Origin of the sequence: Stenotrophomonas bentonitica, assembly GCF_002887735.1 — a bacterium.
GTDB classification, from domain to species: domain Bacteria; phylum Pseudomonadota; class Gammaproteobacteria; order Xanthomonadales; family Xanthomonadaceae; genus Stenotrophomonas; species Stenotrophomonas bentonitica_A.
Genome location: NZ_PKQP01000010.1, coordinates 79,824 through 100,210 on the forward strand (window position 1 = coordinate 79,824; position 20,387 = coordinate 100,210).

Here is a 20,387-nt window from a genome sequence, read left to right on the forward strand (position 1 = left end):
ACCTCACGGTGAGGCGGCTGATGCAGTGGCCCGGACCTGCCACGGGCCTGCGTAAGGGGTGTGCACGACATGTACCGTGACCCAGGGCGCGCCCTCACGCATGCCGTGCGGCAACTGTCGGGAATAGGTGAATTCCGACGCGGTCAGAACCTCCACACGACGGCGTAACGGCGTGCCGGCATCGGGCACGGTGTGCTGATGGCGACGGTCGCCGGTGAAGAAAAACCATCCTGCACCGCCGTGTTCGGCGCGCGAGCGGCCGGTGGCCGGATCGAAGTACTCGAAGCGATTACTGCACGCGTCCCAGAGCGAGATGCCGACCACGCCGGGATAGCGTGCGACCTGGTTGCGGCTGCGATCATCGCCTTCATACACGGCAGTGGTGATCCAGGTGCGCTCGGCCAACTGCCTCGCCTGCTCGGAGGCGCCCGGGCAGGCCGGCACGGTGGACGCCTGTGCAAACAGGAGCAGCAGGCTGGGCAGGACCGGGTATGGCATGAAAGGTTCCCGTGCACGAAGGCGAGGACGCTACATTAGTGGCCTGCACTCAGGAGGCACCATGCAACAATCGCGAAAACGCACGTCCGTGGTCCCCGGCATCCTGATCGGGCTGGTCGCCCTGCTGCTGGGCGGCGCGGCCCAGGCGGCGCCGGGCGAGGCCGCCCGCCGCGAGATCGCCGGTCTGATCGGCGCACTGGATGGCTCCAGCTGCCGCTTCCAGCGCAACGGCAGCTGGCACGACGCCGCCGAGGCGCGCGCCCATCTGCAGCGCAAGTACGACTACCTGCTCAGGAAGGACAAGGTGGACACCGCCGAGCAGTTCATCGAGCGCGCCGCCAGCCAGAGCAGCATGAGCGGCAAGCCGTACCGGATCGCCTGCCCGGGCCAGCCGGAGCAGACCGCGGCGGTCTGGTTCACGGCGCGGTTGGCGGCCCTGCGCCAACGCACCCCGTAGACATGGTTCGCGCTAGAGTCGGCATCTACCGGCTCGAGACCCCGTGCATGAACACACCGCCGCGCCCGCTGTCCCGCTCGCTCAACGACCGCATGATTGCCGGCGTCATGGGCGGCATTGCACATCGTTTCGGCTGGAACGTCACCCTGGTCCGGGTGCTGTTCGTGCTGATCTCGATCGGTTCGGCCGCGTTTCCGGGCATCCTGGTCTATCTGATCCTGTGGCTGCTGATCCCCAACGAGGCCGATTGAGCCTGTCGCCGGTGCTGCTGCGGGTACTGCAGATGCTGGGCGCGGTGTGGACCTCGCCCAATACCCTGATCGGTCTCGCCGCGGGCACCACGGCGATGCTGGCTGGCGCGCGTCCGTCCTGGAACGGGCGCGACTGCGCGGTCGTGTTCCGTGAATTTCCCTGGGGGCCGGGCGGGGCGATCACGCTGGGCAACGTGATCCTGCATACCGGCCCGGTGCTCGACGTGCCGTGCCGGACCTACGCGCACCAGGCCGGTCACGCCACCGAGCCGGTGATCGGCCTGCACGACCACGAGCGCGCACACGTCTACCAGTACCTGGTGCTCGGGCCGCTGTATCTGCCGGTGTACCTGCTGTGCGGCGGGGTCAGTGCACGCAACCCGTTCGAGCGCGCGGCCGATGTGTACGCGCTGCAGGGCCGCGGGTGGTGGCCACGGTGGCGTTATTTTCGCGTTAAATCCGTGTAAGAAAAACGTCGGCAACGCGACGTCATCTGCATGCAAAAAAACGTTATTAGCCTGCATGACGAACCAGTCAGGTTTACCGGGGTAAGCTTGCAGCGTTGTATGAGCAACCGTTTTTCTGGAGGAACACATCACATGGCAATCGTTCTTTATGTCGGTGGTAGCAAGGATGGCGACAAGGGCCTGGTGCCGCATGGCTTCAGCAAATCCCAGGCCGATACCGAGCAGGGCCCTGAGATCTACACCGAGCGGTTCATGGAACTGCAGGGCGTAGGCAAGGTGCGGGTGATGGCGCTGGAGTCGATGCGCGATGAGATCGTCCATCAACGCGCTGCCGTGCATTACCGGTAACCCGCAGCACCGCCAAGGCGTCCGTTGATCAAGGGCGCCCGCGCCGGCATCCCGGCCCCACGCAAGGATGCCGGCGTGAACGCGGGACCCCTCGTGTGGTCACCGCCACGGGGCGACAGGTTCGCACCGGACTGTCAACGGCTTTCCCCGGCCGCCCGGCATCGCCAGAATGGGTTCTTTCCGCAAAGCGGCTCCGGCCGGAAGCAATGCCTGACATCAAGCTCGCGCAGCAGATCGCCCAGACCATCGCCGATGAGATCGGTGCCCAGACCGCCCAGGCCCTGGCCGCCATCGCCCTGTTGGACGAAGGCGCCAGCGTTCCGTTCATCGCCCGCTACCGAAAGGAAGTCACTGGCGGCCTGGACGACACGCAGCTGCGCAATCTCGAAACGCGCCTGACCTACCTGCGTGAACTGGAAGACCGCCGCGCCGCGGTGCTGTCCAGCATCAACGAACAGGGCAAGCTCACCGATGAGCTGCGCAACGAGATCCTCGGCGCGGACACCAAGTCGCGCCTGGAAGATCTCTACCTGCCGTACAAGCCCAAGCGCCGCACCCGTGCCCAGATCGCGCGTGAGGCCGGCCTGGAGCCCCTGGCCGACGGCCTGCTGGCGGATCCGGGTCTGGATCCGCAGGTCTTCGGCGCGACCTTCGTCGATACCGACAAGGGCGTGGCCGACGTCAAGGCCGCGCTGGAAGGCGCCCGCGCGATCCTGATGGAGCGCTGGGGCGAGGATGCCGCGCTGGTTGGCGAGCTGCGCACCTGGCTGGGCGAGAACGGCGTGATCCGCGCGCGTGTCGCCGAGGGCAAGGAAGAGCAGGGCGCCAAGTACCGCGACTACTTCGAACATTCCGAATCGCTGGCGAAGATCCCGTCGCACCGCCTGCTGGCGCTGTTCCGCGCACGCCGCGAGGAAATCCTGTTCCTGGAGCTGGACCCGGGCAGCGATGCCGAGGCCGGCAATCTGTACGCCGAAGGCCGCGTCGCGCACAACGCGGGCATCCGCGATGCCGGCCGCCCGGGCGACCGTTGGCTGCTGGACGCCTGCCGCCTGACCTGGCGCGCCAAGCTGCACATGCACCTGCTGCTGGACCTGTTCAACCAGGCCCGCGAAAAAGCCGAGGCCGAGGCGATCTCGGTGTTCGGTGACAACCTCAAGGACCTGCTGCTGTCCGCTCCGGCCGGCCCGAAGGCCGTGCTCGGCCTCGACCCGGGCATCCGCACCGGCTGCAAGATCGCCGTGGTCGATGCCACCGGCAAGCTGGTCGCCACCGACACCATCTACCCGCACGAGCCGCGCCGCCAGAGGGACCAGTCGCTGCACACGATCAAGCAGCTGTGCGTGCAGCACAACGTGGAACTGATCGCGATCGGCAACGGCACGGCCAGCCGTGAGACCGACAAGCTGGCCGGTGAGGTGATCAAGGCGCTGGGCGATACCAAACTGCAGAAGATCGTGGTCAGCGAGGCCGGTGCCTCGGTGTACTCGGCCTCGGAGTTCGCGGCCAGGGAATTCCCGAACCTGGACGTGTCCATCCGCGGTGCGGTGTCGATCGCCCGCCGCCTGCAGGATCCGCTGGCCGAGCTGGTGAAGATCGAACCCAAGGCGATCGGCGTCGGCCAGTACCAGCACGACGTGGACCAGTACCGCCTGGCGCGCGCGCTGGATGCGCGCGTGGAGGACTGCGTCAACGCGGTCGGCGTGCACGTCAATACCGCCTCGGCCGCGCTGCTGTCGCGCGTGTCCGGGCTGTCATCCACCGTGGCCGAGAACATCGTGCGGCATCGCGACGACAACGGTCCGTTCAAGCGCCGCAAGGACCTGCTGAAAGTGCCGCGCCTGGGCGAGAAGACCTTCGAGCAGTGCGCCGGCTTCCTGCGCATCGCCGATGGCGACCAGCCACTGGATGCGTCTTCGGTGCACCCGGAAGCCTACCCGGTGGTGGAGCGCATCGTGGCGGCCACCGCACGCCCGATCAAGGCCCTGATCGGCGACGGCAGCTTCCTGCGCGGGCTCAAGGCCGAGCAGTTCACCGACGAGACCTTCGGTGTGCCGACCGTGCGCGACATCCTGAAAGAGCTGGAGAAGCCCGGCCGCGATCCACGTCCGGAGTTCAAGGCGGCCCGCTTCGCCGACGGTGTCGAGGAACTGAAGGACCTCAAGGTCGGCATGGTCCTGGAAGGCGTGGTCAGCAACGTGGCTGCGTTCGGTGCCTTCGTGGACATCGGCGTGCACCAGGATGGGCTGATCCACATCTCCGCGCTGTCGGACACCTACGTCAAGGACCCGCGTGACGTGGTCAAGGCCGGTGACATCGTCAAGGTGAAGGTGCTGGAGGTCGACGTGGCGCGCAAGCGCATCGCGCTGACCCGCCGCCTGGATGACACCCCTGCCCCGGCCAAGGCCCCGGGCGAGCGCGACGCGCGCCCGGCCGGTGGCGGCCGCCGTGACGGTGGGGCGGGCAATGGCCCGCGCAACGGCAACCGCGGCGGCCCGTCCGGCCCCCGTCCGGGCAGCGCGGCACCGCCGGCCAACAATGCGCTGGCCGATGCCTTCGCCCGGGCCAAGCGCGGCGGCTGAGCCTGCTGCCGTTGCCTGCCAGGGGCCGCCTTCGGGCGGCCTTTGGCGTTTTCGGGGGTCTGGGTGGCCGTGGGCACTTCTGGTTTGACGCATGTTTACGCACACTTCCCGTTGAATGCCCGTAGGGTGGGTGGACGGCGGGGAGCCCAGATGACAGACGACCAGGCAGGACCGGGCAACCGGGCGGGCCGCAGCGCCGATCACCGCGCGGCGGCAGGGCTGTGCGCGGCCTGCCGGCGCGGAGGGCGCCCATGAGCCAGCCACCGACCGGCGCCTCCGACGCTGCCGAAGCGGCCGAAGCGCTGCGTGAGATGGCCGAGCAGCGCCATCGGCTGGAAATGATCGTCGAAGGCACCGCGGCCGGCACCTGGGACTGGAACATCCCGGGCGGGCAGATGCGGGTCAACGAGCGCTGGGCAGAGATCGTGGGCTACACCCGCGAGGAACTCGCCCCGATCACGCCCGACACCTTCTTCCGGCTGGTGCATCCCGACGATCTGGCCCAATCCAACGCGCTGCTCAGCGCGCATCTGGAGGGACGCTCGCCGCACTACGACAGCCTGTGCCGGATGCGCCACAAGCAGGGCCACTGGATCTGGGTGCAGGACCGTGGCCGCGTCTACGAGCGCGATGCGCAGGGCCGCCCGCTGTGGATGGCCGGTGCCCATGCCGACGTCACCGATCTGCAGCAGGCCCGGCAGGACGCGGCCAACATGCGCCAGCGCCTGCAGGCGGTGGTGGATGCCTCCGATGAGGTTGCGGTGATCGCCACCGACATCAATGGGGTGGTGAACCTGTTCAATACCGGCGCCCAGAAGCTGCTGGGCTACCGGCCCGAGGAGGTGATCGGGCGGGTCAACCCCGGTCTGTTCCATGATCCGGACGAGATGCGTGCCTACCTGCAGCCCCAGATGGATGCGGAGGGGCGGATGCCGACCATTTTCGAGGCACTGACCGCGCACGCTGCCCAAGGCACGTGGTCGCACCAATGGACCTTCCTGCGCAAGGACGGCGAGCGGCGCCAGGTGCGGTTGTCGATCAGCCCACTGGACGGCGCGGGGGGCAGCCGGATCGGCTATGTCGGCATGGCGGTCGATCTCACCCCGCTGCTGCAGGTGCGCGAGCAGGCCTTCGTCGCGGCCGAGAAGTTTGCCGGGGCGTTCTCTTCGGCGGCGCTGGGCATGGCCCTGGTCTCGCTGGAAGGGCGTTGGCTGGACGTCAACGATTCGCTGTGCGGCATCCTCGGTTACACCCGTGCCGAACTGCTGCAGATCGACTTCCAGACACTGACGCATCCGGATGACCTGCACACCGACCTGGCCCTGCTCGGTGACCTGCTGGCCGGCCGTCGCGAGCACTACCACATGGAGAAGCGCTATCTGGGCAAGGCCGGCAACCTGGTCTGGGGGCGGCTGTCGGTCTCGCTGGTCCGCACCGAGAATGGCGAGCCGCTGCATTTCGTTTCGCAGATCCAGGACGTGACCGCGCAGCGGCTCAGCGGCCAGCAGCTGCGCGAATCCGAGCAGCGCACCCGCGTCACCCTGGATGCGGTGGCCGACATGGTACTCACCCTGAATCTGCACGGGGGCATCCAGTACGCCAATGCCGCGGCCACGCGCGCGCTGGCCGGGGAGGGCGCCGAGGCCCTGGCCGGCAGCCAGCTGCAGGAGGTGATGGAACTCACCACCGAGTACGCGCCGCGCTCACCGCTGGATGTGGCCGTGCTGCTCGACCCGGACAGCAACGCGGTCGATCTGCATTCGGACCTGTTGCTGTCGGTCGGTGCCCACCTGCTGCCGGTCGACCTTACCCGTGCCTGGCTGCGCGATGAGCAGGGGCAGGTCAGCGGCGCGGTCTGGGTGATCCGTGATGTCACCCAGCAGCGCGCCCGCCAGCGCGAAGCCCGGCATCTGGCCGAGATCGACCCGCTGACCGAACTGAGCAACCGGCGCGGTTTCGAGGCGCACCTGCAACAGGCCATCACCCGGGTCGCGCGGACCGGGCAGTCGGCCTCGTTGATGTACATCGACCTGGACCACTTCAAGCCGGTCAACGATACCCACGGCCATCTGGCCGGCGATGCCGTGCTGTGGGCGGTGGCCAGCGTGCTGCGGCACGGCGTGCGCGATTCGGACATCGTGGCGCGGCTGGGCGGCGACGAGTTCGCGGTGATCCTGGCCGGCTGTTCGCTCAAGCGTGCCCGGCGCATCGCCAGCGACCTGCTCGAGGCGATGCGCGGGTTGTCCATCCCCTGGGATCAGCGCCGGTTGAGCGTGGGGGCCAGCATCGGGATCGCCCCGCTGTTCGGGGGCATGAGCGTGGATGATGCCGTGGCCGCCGCCGACGCCCAGTGCTACCGGGCCAAGGCGATGGGGCGCGACAACGTGCAGGTCGAAGCCCTGGGGCTGGGCGCGGTCGACCCGCTGGACGCCCTCGATGCCAGCGAAAGCGGCGAGTAGGCGCCGGACCAGTCTGCATCACAGGGCGGGGATGCTGGCCCTAAAGCTTTCAGAACACGCGCCGTTATATGACTCGCAGTTGCTGCCTGTCTGCTCACGTGGATATCTGGCCGTACACCTTTTTCATGGTTCATGTTCACCGGCTTGCCCGGTGTTTGAAGTCCATCGAAGCAACGTCATCCCCACTGGCGGTCTTCGTGAGTCCCAGCCAACGGAATACCGCCACCGGGCCACCGCCCGGCGCTGACCTATTCGCTAACAGGACACCGAGGTCTAGAGATGATTACTTCAGGCTTGCACACGCATGTGCCAGGTCGTGGCAACGACGCCGACGCCGGCACGTTGTGGCGTTCGCTCACGGCATTGTTCGTTTCCCGACGCGCCGCCCATGGCGCCGCGGCATCGGCCGCCCTGCAACGGCAGGCCGAGCTGGAGGACCAGGTCAAGGCCCTGCATCGGGTCCAGGCGGTGATCGAGTTCCATCTCGATGGCACCATCGTCCATGCCAACGACAACTTCCTGCAGACGCTGGGCTACACCCTGGAGGAGATCCAGGGCAAGCATCACGCGATGTTCGTCGATGCCGAGTACGCGCAGAGCCGGGAGTACCGCGACTTCTGGGCCAACCTGCGTCGCGGCGAGTTCGATGCGGGCCAGTACCGGCGGATCGGCAAGGGTGGCCGCGAGATCTGGATCCAGGCGTCCTACAACCCGGTGTTCGACAGCAACGGGCGGCCGTACAAGGTGGTCAAGTTCGCGACCGACATCACCGCGCAGAAATTCCAGGCGGCCGACTTCGCCGGGCAACTGGCGGCCATCAACAAATCACAGGCGGTGATCGAGTTCGACCTTGAAGGTCGCATCCTGGCCGCCAACGAGAACTTCCTCGCTGCCATGGGCTACGCATTGGAGGAGGTGCGCGGGCAGCATCATTCGATGTTCGCCGAACCCGAGCATCGCCAGAGCGCGGAGTACCGCGCGTTCTGGGCGAAACTGGGCCGTGGCGAGTACGATGCCGGCCAGTACAAGCGCCTGGGCAAAGGCGGGCGCGAGGTCTGGATCCAGGCCTCGTACAACCCGATCTATGACATGAACGGACGCCCGTTCAAAGTGGTCAAGTACGCCACCGATATCACCGCGCAGGTGCGTGACACCCTGGCGCTGCAGCAGGCCGTCGCGCAGACACGCGAAGTGGTGGCCGCAGCGCAGGCCGGCGATCTGACCGGCCATATCGCCACCCAGGACAAGACCGGCCCGATCGCCGAGTTGTGCGAGGGCATCAATGCGCTGGTCGAAGCGATGGCCGGCATCATCACCCAGATCAAGCTGGCGGCGGACACCATTGCCGTGGGTGCCAGCGAGATCGCCGAAGGCAACAGCGACCTGTCCGTGCGCACCGAGCAGCAGGCCGCTTCGCTGGAGGAGACCGCCGTCTCGATGAAGGGGCTGACCGCGACCGTGCGGCGCACCGCGGACAACGCCCGCCAGGCCAATGAGTTGGCCGGTGGTGCGGTCGAGGTGGCGGCGCAGGGTGGCCATGTGGTGCATGAGGTGGTCTCCACCATGTCGCTGATCAACGACTCCTCGCGGCGCATCGTCGATATCATCGGCGTGATCGACAGCATCGCGTTCCAGACGAATATCCTGGCCCTCAATGCCGCAGTGGAAGCGGCCCGTGCCGGCGAGCATGGGCGCGGCTTTGCGGTGGTCGCCTCGGAAATCCGCTCGCTGTCGCAGCGTTCGGCCGAGGCCGCCAAGGAGATCAAGCAACTGATCGGCGACTCGGTCGAGAAGGTCGGGGCGGGCACGCGCCAGGTCGAGAGCGCGGGGCGCACCATGGACGAGATCGTGGTCAGCGTGAAGCGCGTGAGCGATCTGATGGCCGATATCAGTACCGCCGCCCAGCAGCAGAGCGAGGGCATCGAGCAGATCAACCAGGTGGTCGAGCACATCGACGAGAGCACGCAGCAGAACGCCGCGCTGGTGGAGGAGGCGTCGGCGGCTGCCCGCAGCATGGAAGAGCAGTCCACCCGGCTGCTGCAGACGGTGGCGGCGTTCCGGGTGGCGGGGGCAGGTGCGCCTCGCGCGGCGCACCTCAATCCCACTGCTGGCCAGCCCGCACTGCGTCTGGTCTGACGCACAACGAAAAACGCCCCGGATCCGTCGATCCGGGGCGTTCTGGTTTTCCATGGTGCCGAAGGTGGGACTCGAACCCACACGCTTTTAAGGGCGGCGGATTTTGAGTCCGAACTAAAATCGTTGTGCCACAAGGGTTTCAGCCCTATTTCCACTCCGCAATCGGTCAGTTCCTGGCACCTTGTAATCGTTGCGGCACAAGGCTGCCAAATCCGTTGCGGAGCGATTTCCTACCGGGTCGGCGTGGTCTTCTGCCCGCGCCGCTGCCGCGTGTAGTGCTCGGTCATCGCCACCGTCGTGTGGCCCAGCTGCCGCTGCGCCTCACGGATATCGCCGGCCGAATCGGCCTTGTCGGTTGCCGCCTTCGCGCGCAGGTCACGGAACTGCAGCCCTTCGATGCCGGCCACCGCGCACGCCTTCGCCCAGCGCCTGGACATGGCAGTGACGCTGACCGGCTCGCCGCGCTCGCTGATGATCAGGTAGGTGCTGTGCACGGCCTGGCCGGCCTTCCGCGCGTGCAGGCGCTCCAGCAGCACCGCAAGCTCACCCTCTACGGCGATGCGCAACTTGGCCTTCGTCTTCCCCTGCTTGATGTTGACCACCCCGTCGCGAACGTCCATCTCGGTCAGGCTGAGCACGTCCGCCGGCCGCTGGCCGATCAGGTAGGCCAGCTCCATGGCGTCCTGCACCACCGGGTCGGCCGCGGCGCGGATGGCCTGGTACTGGTCGTCCTCGATGTAGGCGTCGCGGCCGGTCTCCTTGAAGCCCTTGATGCCGGCGCAGGGATTCGGCAGCGCGGTGTAGCCCTTGTCGCGCGCGAAGTTCCAGATGTGCGACAGCAGCGCCTTCTCCCGGTTGGCGCGCACCATGCCGGTGCCGCCGCGCGTGCGCCACGTCAGGTACTGCCGCACCCGCAACGGGGTGATGGCCTCCAGCGGGCAGGGCGGGTCATCGAAGAAGCCCAGCAGCTTGTCCAGCTCGCGCCGGTTGTCCTCCTGGGTGCGCGCAGCCTTGGTGATCATCACCTCGCGGCGGTAGGAGTCGGTCACCATCCGGAAGGTCACTACCGCCACGGCCTGAGCCTTGCGACCGCCCTCGTGCTCTGCCCACTGCTTGATCGCCAGCGCGTAGTCGCTGCCCAGCGGAATCTCGACGCGCGGCTTGCCCCCGCGATCGTAGTAATAGAACACCACCCCCGACTTCTGTTTCCGCTGGCGCAACCGGGGGATCGCCCCGGCGTTCTTCGGTTTCCTGCCCATGCTCATGCCACCTTGTTCGGCTTCCATTCTGCGATCGCTACCGCCTTCGCTACGGACGCATCAGAGGCACCCTCCAGCGTCGACCACAGCACGCGGGGCCGGCCATCCAGCCCCTTGTAGTGCGAGATCCCGTTGAGGATCAAGAACTCCAGCTGCTTCTCCCTGTAGGGCGTGCCGCACAGGTCCCGCAGTTCTTCGCGTGACAGGCACACCGCCGTGGTGGTGGCCTCGTTGCTCTGCCTGGCCATGTTGATTTTCTCCTGTCAGTTCGTAGGCGCGGCAGCCAGCAGCTGCTCGATCGCCTGGTGCGCGGAGTCGCGCAGGCGCTGGTTCTCGGCCGACAGCTCGATGATCCGGTCGGCCGCGGTGGACAGCTGCTCGCGCAGCAGGTCCTTGGCCGGCTGCTTCATGCGGCGCGGTTCGCGGGGGAAGAGCTGGGCGGTCATGCGAACAGCTCCATCTGTGCAAGCATCTGGGTGGGGCGTGGAGCGATTGCATCGCTGGATTCGCATCCATTCACCCCGAGCTGTGCAGCGCGGGCACGTAGCTGTTGGGCATAGCGCTCGTTGTTCCTGATGAACCATGAGAGCTTGGCGGCCCTGAATCTATCCCCGGCGCGTCCACGCGATCGCATGGCATCCAGCTCCTTCCTCAACGCCCGGATGTGATGGATCGTTTGGGAATACGCGCCAGGCAGCCTCCGGCGGTCGTACTCGTCTTCATCGAGGGCGGACACGCTCAGCGTGTTGCAGGCTGTCATCGAGCACCGCCAGTGGCATGCGCCACGATCTTCTCGGCCTCGGCCATGTCGCCGCGGGCCAGCGCCTGCAGGGCGAGCCCGCGCGCCTGCCACGTGCGCACCGTCGCCGGCCGAGCGCGCTCAATGTCGACGCCGGACAGGCTGGCCAGCTCGCGGCCGGTGACGCGGTGGTCCTGGATCGGCTCAGCCATGGGACACCTGCCTCACAGCCCGGCGCCAGCACCAGCGCACGGCGCGCCATGCAGCGGCCAGCAGCCACAGGACGCCCAGGCCGAAGACGACGATCAGCGCGAACACCAGGTATTTCGTCAGCCAGAGGACGGCAAGGTCAGCCATGGGCCTGCTCCATCGGGAAGCCGAACAGGTCAGTCGCCGGCGGCGGCGGTGCCAGCATGTCCGCGCAGTCATGGCTGGCTTCCGCTGCCATCTTCAGTTCCAAGGCCCCAACCATCGGCGCGTGCTGGTGGAGCACCTCCCGGCAGTCCAGGCAGAACACCGTGACGGATCGCTGGTTTCTGCACACGGCCCAGGTCACCCCGCTCACGACCCCACCCCCGGCGCTGCATCGCGCTGGGCGATCAGAGCCAGCTCAGCGTCCACCTGGGCGATCTGCGCATCAACAGCGGCATCCTCGCGATCACCGTTGCCGTAGCTGTTCATCAGCCGGTTCCGCCTATCCAGCAGGTGGTCCTGCCGGGTTCCCTGCACGTCAGGGCCAGCGGCGAAGACCGGCTCGATGGTGCGGCCCATGCGCTCGAAACGAGCGCGCGAGTCTTCCTCCATCGTCCAGTCGGTGGCCACGCCATCGGTCGTGGCGCACAGCCAGCCGCGCAACTGTCCAGGGTCGATGCCCTGCGCGGGCGGGGCGGTGTAAATGTCCCGAATCCGATACGTGCCGGGTCGGCTCAAGTAGTACTCGCGGTCTAAGGGCGGGTTGTCCCACCGGCCGTTGAAACAGGTGTCGTCTGCCGAGCGGCGCATGATCTGGAAACCTACCGGCTCCTGTGCCACCGGCTGGCGGGCGGCGAGGGCGGCTTGCCATGCGGCCAACCAGCAGGCGAGGCGAGCAGCCTTGTTCCGCTGGATTTCGGTTTCTTCATCGCGCGCCAGTTGGACGCCGACAAGGTCAGCATTCTTCTCGGCCCACCACACCTCAAACTGCGCCCGCGCATCCCCCTGCACCTCGCCAACCTGCTGCTTGCCAGTTGCGGCGAGGGCGTCAATCGCCGCCAACATCGGCTCGACGCCATCAGAGTTCGGCTCCAGGCCAAGGCGGAGGCTGATTTGCGTCAGCATCTCCACCGCCTTCAGTAACAAGCGACGGTAATACTCAGATCCGCCCCACTCTCCGGATACCCCCTGCTGCTCGGCCAGCTCTGCGGGCTGCGATGCCGGAATTCCGGTATCGGCCAGCAGCGGCAGCGCCGCACTCACGGCGGTGGCCAGCGTCCGGCGCAGCGTGGTGCCGCTGACCTGCCGGAACCCGCCTTCCTCCAGGTCGCAGGCGATGGCGTTGACGAACTTCTCGGTGCGTTCGGTGTTCATGCGGTCACTCCCAGTGCGGCAAGGTCCAGTTCGTCGACGCGATCGCGCAGCCGGTGGCACGCCTCGCGCAGGGCGAGGGCTACGGCGGGGCGCTGGTCGTGCGGGTAGAAGTGCAGGGATTGGATGTGCACCGCGCCGGTCAGGTCACGGCGGAAGAGGCGGTAGCAGACGATCCCGGTGTCGCCCATCGGGAAGCGGCCCCAGGAGAAGCCGCCGTTACGCTGCGGCGCGCGGCGGGTGAGCTGGCGGCTCATGGCCGATACCCCTTCCTCATCATCGCTTTCGCGATGTCGGCTGCTGTGTCCGCGTAATCTGCAGGGGTCGAGTCGGCTTTCCCCCCCGACTTCCAGATTTTCGCACCCGCAAGCAAACCAGTCATGGCCGCGCACATGAAGCGGTCGAACCGGGCCGCATTGCGCTGGGCCTGATGCTCCGCGCGGGCCTGTTTTGCCGCCCTCCGCTTGCCGGCGGCGTAGCCTTTCCCGTAGCCGCGCTTCTCGGCGAGGCTTTCCAATTCGCTGCTCATGCCTTCTCTCCCTTCGCGGCCTTGCGCCGATCAGCGCCACCCTCGACGACCTGCCAGCGGCTGATGCCGGTCTTGTCGATCGGCGTGGTGCCGAGGATCTCGATTCGGCCGCCAGCCTTGCGGAAGCGCTCCAGGTCGGCGGCGATCGCGCGCGACTCGGTTTCCTTCTGCTGCCGGGTCGGCGTGTCGAACAGCGGCTTTACGTGGATGCTGGTCATGCTGCGATCCTCAGCGGCGTGCGGCTCACCGGCCCATGCCACAGGTTGAAAGTGTTGTTGATCCGGATCAGGGCCGGGTCGCGCTTGATCGCCGGCAGCGGCGTGCGCAGGCGGCGGGCGTCGTTGGTGCACATGAAGCAGGTCGGTTCCTTGCCGCGCTTCCCCGCGTTGGGGAAGGACTCCAGCGGCAGGCAGCGGGAGCAGCCGGTGCAGGTCTTGCGGCTCATGACTTCACCAGCCGGGACTGCTGCAGCGAGTGCCAGGTGAGGGGGAAGGGACCGCGCTTGGCCCGCTCCAGCGCCGCGCCGGTCGAGATATCCAGCCGGTCGGCGATCTGCCGCGTGGTATAGCTCTTGCCCTCGACGACGTGGGCGAACAGGGCCGCACGTGCCAGGCCGGCGCGGCGGGTGGACTTGGCGTGGCAGGGGTAGAGGCGAACGTCCATCAGGCGGCCACCTGCATCGGCTGGCGCAGCTTGGCTTCGTATCCGTCCACCATCAGGCGGAACTGCTCCAGGTCGTCGCGCATGGTCGCGATGAAAGCCTCGTCGCGCTCGAACCGACGCCACCACAGCTGCTTACCGGCCGGTTCCAGCGCCGGGCAGTACAGCCCGATGTGCCACCACTGCCGCCCGGTGATCCACATGCAGCCCTGCGCCTGCTCGAACACCTCGCTCGCGTCGTTGTCGACGTGGAAGGTGCGCAGCTTCTCCGGGTTGATGAAGGCCTTGTACTCGCTGCCGCCGTCATCGTTGATCAGGCCGTCGGCCGAACAGCCGTAGTTGCCGCAGTCGCTCAGCACGAACCCGGCACGCTTCACCAGCAGGCCGGACTGCACCTCATGCTCGGCACGGGCCAGCGGCTCCAGCTCGTGACCGCGGCGCATGGCGAACGTCTCGAACCCCTCGTCCAGGGGCTCCCCGCCAATGCGCTCGATGGCCAGGCGGAAGGCGTAGTTCTTCGACGCCTCGCTGAAGTCGCCGACCGGCTCGCCAGCCAGCGCCCTCTCGATAATCGCGGACTTCGGCAGGGCCTTATACCCGGCCGCCTGCGCGGCGTCCTTCTGAGCCATGCCGGCGAGCACGGCATCGACGTACTGCCGCTGCCGGTCATCCAGCTCGCCGACGCGGCTGCGGGCCATGCCGAACATGCTGGCGGTGATCACACCGGCGCGGGCGCGGTGCCACTCGATGCTGCCTTGCTCATAGGGCAGGACGATCACGGCGTCACCTCGCTGGCTTCGCCTTCGATCACGTCGGTACCGGCGTTCTCGGCCTCGGCCTTCAGCGCTTCCAGCCCGCCGCCGCCGATCAGCTTGCGCTGCTGGGGGGTCAGCTTCGCCCACGCCTGGCCGAGTGCTTCCAGGCCACCCGTGGCGATGTCCTGCAGGCTGGCATACAGCGCCGTGCGCTCGGCCTCCTGCTCCGCGGACAGCGCCTGCGTGATGGCTGCCTGTTGCTGCGTCTGCTGGCCGCTCAGCACGGCCAAGCCTTCGCCGCCGTCAGTGTTGAGGTGGTGGATCGCGGTGTGCAGACGCTCGGTCTTCGGCCAGTATTTGTAGGCGCGCTTGACCACGGTCTTCTTCGCCATCTCGCCCCAGTCGGTCTTCCACGGCGAGGACTTGCCGGACTTCACCGACTGCGAGCGGTTCATGATGCCGTCGATCTCTTCGCGGCTCATGGTGTCGGTCAGGAAGTCGCCGTCGGCGGTCTTGACCACCACGTAGACGCCCACTACCTCGCCCCGATCCTTCGCGAACGGGTTCCGCTGGTGGGTGGGCTGCTGATCCACCCCGTTGAGGGCGAAGGTGTCGGTCTCATAGACCAGCTCGGCCTGCCCCCAGCGGATCGACCCGGAGTCGATGGCCAGGTCCATCAGGCCCATGTAGCTGATGTCGAGGCAAATCTTGCCGTCGCGCGGTACCAGGTACGCCTGCTTCTTGGCTGGGTTGAGGCTGATGCCGATGGCCGCGATGTTGACCACGGCGGCGATCACCGAGCTGCGGTTCTTCATCGCGACTTCCATCGCGGACTTGTTGCCGTACAGCGACTGGAGCGCGAATTCCGCTTCACGGTCGAAGTTGATGGAACGGTCCGTCAGCACCGAGACGAACGAGTCGCGCGTGCCGTAGATGGACTGGTCGATGGTGACGATTTCGTTCATGGCTGCTCTGCTGGGATTGGAATGGGCATGCAAAAATTTGTTGATGCAAAGTCGCCGTGCAATTCCACGGCTGCTTGGTCGTATGCGCGAGCGGCGGCATCAGCGGTAACGAAAAGACCTAGGTCGTGGACAACCCCGTCTTTACATATCCGTGACATGTAGCGGCGTTTTTTCGAGTTCCAACGAACACCTTTCAGCTGGGTCCTACTCGTCTTATTTACCCTGCGGTTTCGCGCATTTTCTTCACTTGTGCACGCCCTAAGGTTCTCGACGCGGTTGTCAGAACGGTTCCCGTTTCTATGGTCTATACGATCTGGCAGCCAGCCTTCGCATAGAAGGAAAATTAGTCGATGGGCCCTGTATTGAATGCCGCCTATCTTCACCAAGGTGTAACCGTCGCTCTTTTGGCATCCAGCCCTATCCCCAACTTTCACTCGCCTTGCTGGCGATTTCTTCCAGACAAGATGGCCACCTTCATAAGCAAAGTGGTCTAACAAATATTCTCTATTTGGACTCATGAGGTTCCTGGCTTGATTTAGTTCGGCCAGCACATCGCGCACCCGAGGGCGGCGACGATCGCGTAGCAGGCAACGCAGGCGGCGAAGTCGGACCAGCTGCGGCAGCCGGTGGCGGTCAGGAGGCGCATCAGGCCTGCCCTGCCTTTACTCGCCCGATGGCGGCACGCAGCTGCTCGATCTGGTGGCCCCAGATGGCGCCTACGTCGTGGTCATCCACCGTTTCCTCGGCGGCCTCAACCAGAGCCGCGAGCAAGTGGCTCAGCAGCGCGCAGCGGGATACGGTGATCACGTCGTCGCGCTGCTTGGCGTCGTGGGCGATCTGGTCGAGGATCGCCAGCGAGGTATTACTGCTCATCGTTCATTTCCTCTGCGCAGATGCCCCACAGGGCCTCGTGGTTGTTGATCTCGATATCCGCGTTGCCCAGCAGCACGCCGTCCATGCGGTACTCGGTGACGGACAGACCGGGCGTGGTCGGCGGCGGAATGGGCGGCAGGCCCTGCTGCATCGCCTTGATGAAGTCGGTGTCGGTCATTGCCGGGCCTGCCGTGCCAGGTGGCTATCGACGGACTCACCGATCTTCGCCATCGTCAGCGGGTAGTCCGCCGAGAAGCGCTCGACGCAGTGCGCCCAGTACTCGGTGTCGATCTCCCATTTGAAGCTGTAGCCGATCTCGGCCCTGGTCAGCGACGTCTTGACCTTCGGGTCAACGGCGTTCGGGAACGGGACGAGGTTTTGCCTCACATCGAGTGCCAAGGGCATGATTCCCCAGCAACTGAGCAGCTGGCCCCCGTTGGCTTCCGCCAGCTTCAACGCCACCTCCATCGCCGGGTCCGACAGCGGAACAAAGGTGTGTCCATTCGCTTTGATGTGCGCGGTCGCGGCGAGCTTCCCCTTCTCCGACTCGAAGGCGCTTGCCCGCAGGTCATCCTCGGTCGGCTCGCGCCGAAGGGTCTTCGCCAAATGCTGGACGAAGGCAGCACGCAGTCCATGGGTCAGGACATCGCCGAGACCAGCAACATCAGCAGCCCACTCCGCCGGAACCTCGAAGGTGTCCGTGCAGTAGGTGCAGTCAAATTCGTCATCCACGCTGCCAGCCCAGCCCGGCGCGCGGCGCATTTTCAGGTTCGGGTAGTCCTCGCGGTTGCCCCCGCCGGTCCGCGTGTAGACCTCGATCTTGCCGTCATCGGCGACCGACACATCACGCAGCCGCTCAACGTCGTTCTCACGCAGGCCGATCACAGCTAGCAGCAGCGAAGACTTCGGATTCCTTCCGAACAGCATGTTGTACAGGCTCACGTGAGCACTCCTTGGCAGATAGCGGTGAAGAGGACTCCCAGGAAGAACGCGAGGAAGTAGGCGGCCATGTGGCCGATGGCGTAGCGGTGCGCGGCGCGGTCGGCGGCGGTCATGCGGCACCGCCTTTGACGCGGGCGAGGGCTCGCGAAACTGCGACCGCAGGCGCATAGCCGTGCTCATCAATTTCACGCCACTCACAGGCTTCGATCAGCTCGAAAATCGCCTGAAGTTTCGGGCGCATCTGCGTTTCCCACGCATGCTTGGGCGAGATGGGCTGAGCGCCCATTTCCAGCATTCCTGCCAGCTCGTAGAAGGCGTCCACGTAGCCGCTGTATCCCTGCAGGCCATGGCTGACGGCCATGGACCGGATAGCGTTTACAGCCGATTCGACCCCCACCTTCGAAAAGTCTCGCCATCCATACGGCGCGTGCTCCATGAGTGCGGCCCACACCTGTTCCCAGGCATTCGCCTGAGTCCGAAGCCGCGCAATTTCGGCTTCAATACCACCCGGCAGATCACCCGTCGTATCAAGCGTCATGGCTGACAACCCTCTTCTGTGTGGTTTCGGACTCTTTGATGTCTTCCCAGTGGTGGCGCTCGACCGTTACCCAGATCGTCCAGTCGCCATCTCCGAAAGCGATGCGGTATTGGTACTTCTGGCGATTACCCTTGGTGTCGGCAGGCGCGTTCATGCCGCCACCTGCTGAGTCGCCATCTCCAGCAGCTGCTCGTCCATCGCCGCAGCCTCAACCGCAGCCAGCGCGTACAGCTGGGCCAGCAGCGGCGAGTCGATCAGGTCCGACGGGTCCGTGTGGTGCAGCTGGTGCAGCGCCAAGGTCACGTCGGTGTAGTGCTCACCGTCGAACGAACCGGCCACCCACTGCTCGGCTTCGCGGCACGCTGCCGGGTCGGCGCGCAGGGCCGGTACCAGGTCAGCAGCCTGCTCGGCGGCCAGTTCGGAGTCGAAGCGCGGATCTTCCCGGTCGTCCCAGCTGCGCTGGGCGTTGCGGTGCAGGTCATTGGCGGTATGGAGGGACATGTCAGGCCTCCCCGGCAGCTTTGGTGATAGCGGCGCGGACTTGTTCCTGAGCCAGATTGCAGATGCGAAGGTTTTCTTCCCACCACGCGCGCCAAGCTGCCTCACCCTCGGGCGTGCCGCGCTTACCCGCCCACGGCTGACCGTCGCTGCCCGCTTCCTCGCGGCGCAGCCATTCTGCAAACGTCTGGCAAGCCTCCAGCAGCTCCGGCGCGGCGGCGATCAGGTGGGCGTTGTACCGGCCCTCATCGCGATAGGTGTTCACCTCTACTTTTGCCACAAGGGTCTGAGAAGAGCCGCTGCGGGCGTCCAAAATCAGGCTGCCGTGATCTTGGAAGCTCCACGGGCCGGGGCTGTGCTTACTGGTCATCGCTCAGGCCTCCAGCACGGTGAAGGTCGGGCCGGTGTAGACCGGCGACGAGGTGCGGATGCCGTAGACCAGCGAGAGCAGGCGGCCACGGTTCGAATCGTTCAGCTCGTCGCCGAAAACAGTCGGCTGGCGGATGGCGGCTTTGGCGGCCTGAGCAACCGAATCACCGATCAGGTCGGCAGCGCGGTAGTCGGCGATCAGCTGGGTGGCGGTTGCGATGTCCATGGTGGAGCCCCGTTGGATGGCCCGGTGTGGGCCGACGGGGCTAGTTAAACATAGCGTTTAATCCAAAGTCAACACGGTGTTTAATATTTATGTGTAAAAAGCTTCGTCCACAAAAAAACCCCGCCGAAGCGGGGTTCCTTGTTCAGTATCCGTAGCCGGTCGGCTGGCGCTGTCGCGTCCGAGGCTGGTTGTACGGGCTACCGTACGGGTTACTGCTCGTGGGCTTGTAGGGATCGACCGTCCCATTCCTCCCGTTGTACGGGTTCTGATTACCTTGGGTTGAGTAGTTGTCCAGCTTGGTCGAATTCGACTGGGATCGATAGTGCCCGTTAACGTACGTGCCGTCAGCGCGGGTGTACCCGTTCACGTACTGCTGAGCGGCTGCCCCGCCTGACAGCGTCATTGAAACCAGAGCTATACCTATTGCCATCTTGATCTTCATGCTTCACTTCCTTGAGGTAGGGCCTTTCCATCTCCTGCCCGGAGCCCCTTGCGGGCAGGCGTTACCACTCTATTGGTTCAGTTGAAGCGCTCGATCCTGTTTCGCAGGTACACCTTGCCCCCGATCACGGTCCCCTCTGGCACCGGGAAAGGATCGCCATAGCTCTTGTTTTCGCTTGCTACATAGACTAGCCCGCGATCGAGGAGCCGCTTGATCTGCTGCCCATTGCCCATGTTGATCAGGTACAGCCCATCGCCATCGAAGAACGTGACGGCGGTATCCACCACCACGGTGTCGCCTGGCTGGATGACCGGCTGCATGGAGTCGCCAGTGCCGGTAATCAGCCTCAGGCGTCCAGGAGCGGGCACGAACCCGATGATGCTGCGGATGTACCCCGGCTCGAAATCGATGGCCCTGATCACCTCCGGGTAATCAGCATTCTCCACTGCGCCTCCCATGCCCGCCTCCGCATCCAGTTGCTGAACGCGAACATAGTCACCGGCAGTCGCAATGGTCGCGACGCTGGCAGGTGCACCGGCTACGAACATCGGCTCTTCCGCCGAAAGCACCCAGGTGGAACTGACACCCAGCTCCTGTTGCGCCTTGTGCGCTCCTGCTGCGGATACGCCGGTTGCCCGGCTCTCCCAATTCTTCACGGTCTGGGGGGACTGGCCTAGCGCCCGAGCCAGCGCAGACTGGCCTCGCACAGGAGGGTCGAGCTGGGCGGCCGCGGCGTACAGCCGCTTCATAGATGGGTGCATTGATGACATGCCGCATTGTCTAGCGACTAAACGCGGCGTTGTTACACGCGGTGTTGACTCTACATTAAAC

The 20,387-nt window shown here is 65.9% G+C and carries 32 protein-coding genes; 7 read left to right on the forward strand and 25 right to left on the reverse strand.

Annotated elements, in window-relative coordinates; translation table 11 throughout:
* Positions 1-3 precede the first annotated feature (3 nt).
* The gene (locus C0R07_RS16485; RefSeq protein ID WP_070474657.1) at positions 4-498 is read right to left on the reverse strand and encodes a DUF4822 domain-containing protein; all 495 of its coding nucleotides are present in this window, start codon (positions 496-498) and stop codon (positions 4-6) included.
* A gap of 61 nt (positions 499-559) precedes the next feature.
* Between C0R07_RS16485 and C0R07_RS16490 the strand changes: the two genes are divergently transcribed.
* From C0R07_RS16490 to C0R07_RS16520, 7 genes are all read left to right on the forward strand, one after another.
* A complete protein-coding gene (locus C0R07_RS16490; protein ID WP_070474661.1) occupies positions 560-955 on the forward strand; it encodes a YfeK family protein in 396 nt (131 codons plus the stop codon).
* 47 nt (positions 956-1,002) lie between these two features.
* Entirely contained in the window at positions 1,003-1,206 is a 204-nt protein-coding gene (locus tag C0R07_RS16495; protein WP_019184139.1) for a PspC domain-containing protein, read from the forward strand.
* Positions 1,207-1,238: 32 nt separating this feature from the next.
* Positions 1,239-1,673 carry a hypothetical protein gene (locus C0R07_RS16500; RefSeq protein ID WP_051010514.1) on the forward strand — a complete coding sequence of 145 codons (435 nt, stop codon included), beginning with the start codon at positions 1,239-1,241 and terminating at the stop codon, positions 1,671-1,673.
* Positions 1,674-1,805: 132 nt separating this feature from the next.
* Positions 1,806-2,021, forward strand: a complete 216-nt coding sequence (locus C0R07_RS16505) for a hypothetical protein (protein ID WP_019184137.1) — start codon at positions 1,806-1,808, stop codon at positions 2,019-2,021.
* Between the two features lie 206 nt (positions 2,022-2,227).
* Entirely contained in the window at positions 2,228-4,603 is a 2,376-nt protein-coding gene (locus C0R07_RS16510; protein WP_102789468.1) for a Tex family protein, read from the forward strand.
* A gap of 251 nt (positions 4,604-4,854) precedes the next feature.
* Complete coding sequence (locus C0R07_RS16515) at positions 4,855-7,062, forward strand: PAS domain S-box protein (RefSeq protein WP_102789469.1); 2,208 nt, start codon at positions 4,855-4,857, stop codon at positions 7,060-7,062.
* Positions 7,063-7,356: 294 nt separating this feature from the next.
* Positions 7,357-9,198 (forward strand): methyl-accepting chemotaxis protein, encoded by a 1,842-nt coding sequence (locus C0R07_RS16520; protein WP_102789470.1) that lies wholly within the window; start codon positions 7,357-7,359, stop codon positions 9,196-9,198.
* Between the two features lie 230 nt (positions 9,199-9,428).
* On the opposite strand, the gene C0R07_RS16525 is transcribed toward C0R07_RS16520, so the two are convergent.
* From C0R07_RS16525 to C0R07_RS16635, 24 genes are all read right to left on the reverse strand, one after another.
* Positions 9,429-10,457, reverse strand: coding sequence for a site-specific integrase (locus C0R07_RS16525; RefSeq protein WP_102789471.1), 1,029 nt, complete (start codon positions 10,455-10,457; stop codon positions 9,429-9,431).
* Between the two features lie 2 nt (positions 10,458-10,459).
* On the reverse strand, positions 10,460-10,705 hold the full coding sequence (locus tag C0R07_RS16530) for a DUF4224 domain-containing protein (protein WP_102789472.1): 246 nt from the start codon (positions 10,703-10,705) through the stop codon (positions 10,460-10,462).
* Between the two features lie 15 nt (positions 10,706-10,720).
* Entirely contained in the window at positions 10,721-10,903 is a 183-nt protein-coding gene (locus C0R07_RS16535) for a hypothetical protein (RefSeq protein ID WP_102789473.1), read from the reverse strand.
* Positions 10,904-11,213: 310 nt separating this feature from the next.
* A complete protein-coding gene (locus C0R07_RS16545; protein ID WP_102789475.1) occupies positions 11,214-11,408 on the reverse strand; it encodes a hypothetical protein in 195 nt (64 codons plus the stop codon).
* A complete protein-coding gene (locus tag C0R07_RS19955) occupies positions 11,401-11,553 on the reverse strand; it encodes a hypothetical protein (protein ID WP_167390398.1) in 153 nt (50 codons plus the stop codon). The genes C0R07_RS16545 and C0R07_RS19955 overlap by 8 nt, the downstream gene beginning before the upstream one ends.
* Before the next feature lie 204 nt (positions 11,554-11,757).
* Positions 11,758-12,762 carry a hypothetical protein gene (locus tag C0R07_RS16550; protein WP_102789476.1) on the reverse strand — a complete coding sequence of 335 codons (1,005 nt, stop codon included), beginning with the start codon at positions 12,760-12,762 and terminating at the stop codon, positions 11,758-11,760.
* On the reverse strand, positions 12,759-13,016 hold the full coding sequence (locus tag C0R07_RS16555) for a hypothetical protein (protein WP_102789477.1): 258 nt from the start codon (positions 13,014-13,016) through the stop codon (positions 12,759-12,761). The genes C0R07_RS16550 and C0R07_RS16555 overlap by 4 nt, the downstream gene beginning before the upstream one ends.
* Positions 13,013-13,288: a hypothetical protein gene (locus C0R07_RS16560; protein ID WP_102789478.1), complete on the reverse strand. Its 276-nt coding sequence runs from the start codon at positions 13,286-13,288 to the stop codon at positions 13,013-13,015. The genes C0R07_RS16555 and C0R07_RS16560 overlap by 4 nt, the downstream gene beginning before the upstream one ends.
* Complete coding sequence (locus C0R07_RS16565) at positions 13,285-13,506, reverse strand: hypothetical protein (RefSeq protein ID WP_102789479.1); 222 nt, start codon at positions 13,504-13,506, stop codon at positions 13,285-13,287. The genes C0R07_RS16560 and C0R07_RS16565 overlap by 4 nt, the downstream gene beginning before the upstream one ends.
* Positions 13,503-13,733 (reverse strand): hypothetical protein, encoded by a 231-nt coding sequence (locus tag C0R07_RS16570; protein WP_102789480.1) that lies wholly within the window; start codon positions 13,731-13,733, stop codon positions 13,503-13,505. Before C0R07_RS16570 ends, C0R07_RS16565 begins: the two co-directional genes overlap by 4 nt.
* Positions 13,730-13,951 carry a hypothetical protein gene (locus tag C0R07_RS16575; protein ID WP_102789481.1) on the reverse strand — a complete coding sequence of 74 codons (222 nt, stop codon included), beginning with the start codon at positions 13,949-13,951 and terminating at the stop codon, positions 13,730-13,732. The genes C0R07_RS16570 and C0R07_RS16575 overlap by 4 nt, the downstream gene beginning before the upstream one ends.
* Positions 13,951-14,727, reverse strand: a complete 777-nt coding sequence (locus tag C0R07_RS16580) for a lambda exonuclease family protein (RefSeq protein WP_102789482.1) — start codon at positions 14,725-14,727, stop codon at positions 13,951-13,953. The genes C0R07_RS16575 and C0R07_RS16580 overlap by 1 nt, the downstream gene beginning before the upstream one ends.
* A complete protein-coding gene (locus C0R07_RS16585) occupies positions 14,724-15,668 on the reverse strand; it encodes a recombinase RecT (protein ID WP_102789483.1) in 945 nt (314 codons plus the stop codon). Before C0R07_RS16585 ends, C0R07_RS16580 begins: the two co-directional genes overlap by 4 nt.
* Positions 15,665-16,186, reverse strand: coding sequence for an HNH endonuclease signature motif containing protein (locus tag C0R07_RS20315; RefSeq protein ID WP_102789484.1), 522 nt, complete (start codon positions 16,184-16,186; stop codon positions 15,665-15,667). The genes C0R07_RS16585 and C0R07_RS20315 overlap by 4 nt, the downstream gene beginning before the upstream one ends.
* Positions 16,187-16,313: 127 nt before the next feature.
* Positions 16,314-16,541 (reverse strand): hypothetical protein, encoded by a 228-nt coding sequence (locus C0R07_RS16595; protein WP_102789485.1) that lies wholly within the window; start codon positions 16,539-16,541, stop codon positions 16,314-16,316.
* Positions 16,531-16,719, reverse strand: coding sequence for a hypothetical protein (locus C0R07_RS16600; RefSeq protein WP_102789486.1), 189 nt, complete (start codon positions 16,717-16,719; stop codon positions 16,531-16,533). Before C0R07_RS16600 ends, C0R07_RS16595 begins: the two co-directional genes overlap by 11 nt.
* On the reverse strand, positions 16,716-17,483 hold the full coding sequence (locus C0R07_RS16605; RefSeq protein ID WP_102789487.1) for a hypothetical protein: 768 nt from the start codon (positions 17,481-17,483) through the stop codon (positions 16,716-16,718). The genes C0R07_RS16600 and C0R07_RS16605 overlap by 4 nt, the downstream gene beginning before the upstream one ends.
* A 109-nt stretch (positions 17,484-17,592) precedes the next feature.
* Entirely contained in the window at positions 17,593-18,021 is a 429-nt protein-coding gene (locus C0R07_RS19780; protein ID WP_146027629.1) for a hypothetical protein, read from the reverse strand.
* Entirely contained in the window at positions 18,011-18,175 is a 165-nt protein-coding gene (locus C0R07_RS19960; RefSeq protein ID WP_167390399.1) for a hypothetical protein, read from the reverse strand. Before C0R07_RS19960 ends, C0R07_RS19780 begins: the two co-directional genes overlap by 11 nt.
* The gene (locus tag C0R07_RS16615) at positions 18,172-18,522 is read right to left on the reverse strand and encodes a hypothetical protein (protein ID WP_102789489.1); all 351 of its coding nucleotides are present in this window, start codon (positions 18,520-18,522) and stop codon (positions 18,172-18,174) included. Before C0R07_RS16615 ends, C0R07_RS19960 begins: the two co-directional genes overlap by 4 nt.
* A gap of 1 nt (position 18,523) precedes the next feature.
* The gene (locus C0R07_RS16620) at positions 18,524-18,889 is read right to left on the reverse strand and encodes a hypothetical protein (protein WP_102789490.1); all 366 of its coding nucleotides are present in this window, start codon (positions 18,887-18,889) and stop codon (positions 18,524-18,526) included.
* Positions 18,890-18,892: 3 nt separating this feature from the next.
* The gene (locus C0R07_RS16625; RefSeq protein ID WP_102789491.1) at positions 18,893-19,114 is read right to left on the reverse strand and encodes a hypothetical protein; all 222 of its coding nucleotides are present in this window, start codon (positions 19,112-19,114) and stop codon (positions 18,893-18,895) included.
* A gap of 142 nt (positions 19,115-19,256) precedes the next feature.
* Complete coding sequence (locus C0R07_RS16630) at positions 19,257-19,556, reverse strand: hypothetical protein (RefSeq protein WP_102789492.1); 300 nt, start codon at positions 19,554-19,556, stop codon at positions 19,257-19,259.
* A gap of 77 nt (positions 19,557-19,633) precedes the next feature.
* The gene (locus C0R07_RS16635; protein ID WP_102789493.1) at positions 19,634-20,305 is read right to left on the reverse strand and encodes a LexA family transcriptional regulator; all 672 of its coding nucleotides are present in this window, start codon (positions 20,303-20,305) and stop codon (positions 19,634-19,636) included.
* Positions 20,306-20,387 lie beyond the last annotated feature (82 nt).

Bases quoted from the DNA above. Each gene is read 5' to 3' on its own strand.
- C0R07_RS16485 (WP_070474657.1), bottom strand. From the start codon at position 498: ATGCCATACCCGGTCCTGCCCAGCCTGCTGCTCCTGTTTGCACAGGCG.
- C0R07_RS16490 (WP_070474661.1), top strand. From the start codon at position 560: ATGCAACAATCGCGAAAACGCACGTCCGTGGTCCCCGGCATCCTGATC.
- C0R07_RS16495 (WP_019184139.1), top strand. From the start codon at position 1,003: ATGAACACACCGCCGCGCCCGCTGTCCCGCTCGCTCAACGACCGCATG.
- C0R07_RS16500 (WP_051010514.1), top strand. From the start codon at position 1,239: ATGCTGGGCGCGGTGTGGACCTCGCCCAATACCCTGATCGGTCTCGCC.
- C0R07_RS16505 (WP_019184137.1), top strand. From the start codon at position 1,806: ATGGCAATCGTTCTTTATGTCGGTGGTAGCAAGGATGGCGACAAGGGC.
- C0R07_RS16510 (WP_102789468.1), top strand. From the start codon at position 2,228: ATGCCTGACATCAAGCTCGCGCAGCAGATCGCCCAGACCATCGCCGAT.
- C0R07_RS16515 (WP_102789469.1), top strand. From the start codon at position 4,855: ATGAGCCAGCCACCGACCGGCGCCTCCGACGCTGCCGAAGCGGCCGAA.
- C0R07_RS16525 (WP_102789471.1), bottom strand. From the start codon at position 10,457: ATGGGCAGGAAACCGAAGAACGCCGGGGCGATCCCCCGGTTGCGCCAG.
- C0R07_RS16530 (WP_102789472.1), bottom strand. From the start codon at position 10,705: ATGGCCAGGCAGAGCAACGAGGCCACCACCACGGCGGTGTGCCTGTCA.
- C0R07_RS16535 (WP_102789473.1), bottom strand. From the start codon at position 10,903: ATGACCGCCCAGCTCTTCCCCCGCGAACCGCGCCGCATGAAGCAGCCG.
- C0R07_RS16545 (WP_102789475.1), bottom strand. From the start codon at position 11,408: ATGGCTGAGCCGATCCAGGACCACCGCGTCACCGGCCGCGAGCTGGCC.
- C0R07_RS19955 (WP_167390398.1), bottom strand. From the start codon at position 11,553: ATGGCTGACCTTGCCGTCCTCTGGCTGACGAAATACCTGGTGTTCGCG.
- C0R07_RS16550 (WP_102789476.1), bottom strand. From the start codon at position 12,762: ATGAACACCGAACGCACCGAGAAGTTCGTCAACGCCATCGCCTGCGAC.
- C0R07_RS16555 (WP_102789477.1), bottom strand. From the start codon at position 13,016: ATGAGCCGCCAGCTCACCCGCCGCGCGCCGCAGCGTAACGGCGGCTTC.
- C0R07_RS16560 (WP_102789478.1), bottom strand. From the start codon at position 13,288: ATGAGCAGCGAATTGGAAAGCCTCGCCGAGAAGCGCGGCTACGGGAAA.
- C0R07_RS16565 (WP_102789479.1), bottom strand. From the start codon at position 13,506: ATGACCAGCATCCACGTAAAGCCGCTGTTCGACACGCCGACCCGGCAG.
- C0R07_RS16570 (WP_102789480.1), bottom strand. From the start codon at position 13,733: ATGAGCCGCAAGACCTGCACCGGCTGCTCCCGCTGCCTGCCGCTGGAG.
- C0R07_RS16575 (WP_102789481.1), bottom strand. From the start codon at position 13,951: ATGGACGTTCGCCTCTACCCCTGCCACGCCAAGTCCACCCGCCGCGCC.
- C0R07_RS16585 (WP_102789483.1), bottom strand. From the start codon at position 15,668: ATGAACGAAATCGTCACCATCGACCAGTCCATCTACGGCACGCGCGAC.
- C0R07_RS20315 (WP_102789484.1), bottom strand. From the start codon at position 16,186: ATGAGTCCAAATAGAGAATATTTGTTAGACCACTTTGCTTATGAAGGT.
- C0R07_RS16595 (WP_102789485.1), bottom strand. From the start codon at position 16,541: ATGAGCAGTAATACCTCGCTGGCGATCCTCGACCAGATCGCCCACGAC.
- C0R07_RS16600 (WP_102789486.1), bottom strand. From the start codon at position 16,719: ATGACCGACACCGACTTCATCAAGGCGATGCAGCAGGGCCTGCCGCCC.
- C0R07_RS19780 (WP_146027629.1), bottom strand. From the start codon at position 18,021: ATGACGCTTGATACGACGGGTGATCTGCCGGGTGGTATTGAAGCCGAA.
- C0R07_RS19960 (WP_167390399.1), bottom strand. From the start codon at position 18,175: ATGAACGCGCCTGCCGACACCAAGGGTAATCGCCAGAAGTACCAATAC.
- C0R07_RS16615 (WP_102789489.1), bottom strand. From the start codon at position 18,522: ATGTCCCTCCATACCGCCAATGACCTGCACCGCAACGCCCAGCGCAGC.
- C0R07_RS16620 (WP_102789490.1), bottom strand. From the start codon at position 18,889: ATGACCAGTAAGCACAGCCCCGGCCCGTGGAGCTTCCAAGATCACGGC.
- C0R07_RS16625 (WP_102789491.1), bottom strand. From the start codon at position 19,114: ATGGACATCGCAACCGCCACCCAGCTGATCGCCGACTACCGCGCTGCC.
- C0R07_RS16630 (WP_102789492.1), bottom strand. From the start codon at position 19,556: ATGAAGATCAAGATGGCAATAGGTATAGCTCTGGTTTCAATGACGCTG.
- C0R07_RS16635 (WP_102789493.1), bottom strand. From the start codon at position 20,305: ATGAAGCGGCTGTACGCCGCGGCCGCCCAGCTCGACCCTCCTGTGCGA.